At 77.9% G+C, this 1,461-nt stretch carries 1 protein-coding gene; it reads left to right on the top strand.

The genetic code is table 11. From position 1 onward, the window contains the following. On the top strand, positions 1 to 1,461 hold a 1,461-nt coding region (locus MCAG_RS34270; protein WP_007071209.1), incomplete at both ends, for an ATP-binding cassette domain-containing protein.

The following is a 1,461-nucleotide window of genomic DNA, read 5'->3' as shown; positions in this document are numbered from 1 at the left end:
TTCGACCCCGGCGGCGTCTTCGGCACCGACTTCGTCGGGCGCGACGTGCTGCGTCAGGTGCTGCTCGGCGGGTGCTCCGTGGTCGGCGTGGCGCTCGCCGCGACCGCCCTGGCGTACCTGCTGGGGGCCCCGCTGGGGTTGCTGGCCGCGTTGGCCCGTCGCCGCTGGGTCGACGAGCTGGTCATGCGCCCGCTGGACCTGCTGCTCGCCGTGCCCTCGCTGATCCTGCTGATCCTGCTGGCGGCCACCGCGCCACGCGGCCCGGCCACCCTGGTCGGCATCGTCGCGCTGATCGGCCTGCCCGAGGTCGCCCGGATCAGCCGCGCCGCGGCGCTGCCCCTGGCCCACGGCCCCGCCATGGAGGCGATGCGGCTGTACCGGGAGACGTGGTGGCGGCGCGCCGTCGGCCACGTCGTGACCGGCATCCGGCGGGTCCTGCTGGCCGACGCGGGAGTGCGGTTCATCGGCGCGCTGTACCTCGTCGCCACGGCCAGCTTCCTCGGCATCGGCGTGGCCCCCGACGCGGCCGACTGGGCGGTCATGGTGGACCGCAACCGCGGCGGACTGCTGTTGCAGCCCTGGTCGGTTCTGGTGCCCGCCGCGCTCCTCGTCGCCCTCGCCGTCGGCGTGAACCTCGTCGCCGACCACCTGCTCGCGGTCCGTCGCGACGACGAGGCCCGCCCTGACGACGTCGTCGGCCCTGACGACGTCGTCCGCGACGATGTCGTCCGCCCTGACGACGAGGCCCGCCGTGGCGTGGTCAGCCGCGTTGCCGCCGGGCCGCGCGTCCCCGCCGCCCGCGCCGCCCCGCACGACGCGGACGCCCTGCCGACCGGTCAGCACCAGCCGCCGGCCTCCACCGTGGCCGTCGGGGAGGTCCGGGTGACCGACCTCGGTGCCGAGGCCGCCGGGCGTCGGCTGCTCGCCGGGGTCTCGTTCACCGTGGCGGCGGGGGAGGTGCTCGCCCTCGTCGGGCGCTCCGGCAGCGGCAAGACCACCGCCGGCCGGGCACTGCTGGGAGAGGCCGGCCCCGGAGTACGGATCACCGGCCGGGTGGAGGTCGCCGGCCGTACCGTGTCCCCGGCGACGCCGCCGTCCCCGGGCACCGTCGGGTACGTCCCACAGCAGCCGTCCGCGGCGCTCAATCCTGTCCGCCGGATCGGCGCGGTGCTGCGCGAGGTCGCCTCGCGGCACGCCCGGCCGGGGCGGCAGGCCACCGGCGGGCCGCCGGCACGCGGGGCCGGGGGCCGCCGAGCGGCGGCGCGGCGGGCGGTGGCCGACGTGCTGGCCCGCGTCGACCTGCCCGGCGACCGGGAGTTCCTGCGGCGCTTCCCGCACCAGCTCTCCGGCGGCCAGCAGCAGCGCCTCGTCATCGCCCACGCGCTGCTGGCCAGGGCGCGCGTCCTGTTCGCCGACGAGCCGACCACCGGGCAGGACAGCCTCACCCGCCGCGACGTCGCC

It is taken from the genome of Micromonospora sp. ATCC 39149 (genome assembly GCF_000158815.1).
Lineage (GTDB): Bacteria > Actinomycetota > Actinomycetes > Mycobacteriales > Micromonosporaceae > Micromonospora.
Note: the sequence above shows the minus strand (reverse complement) of the source record. Positions and strands in the feature narration are given on the sequence as shown.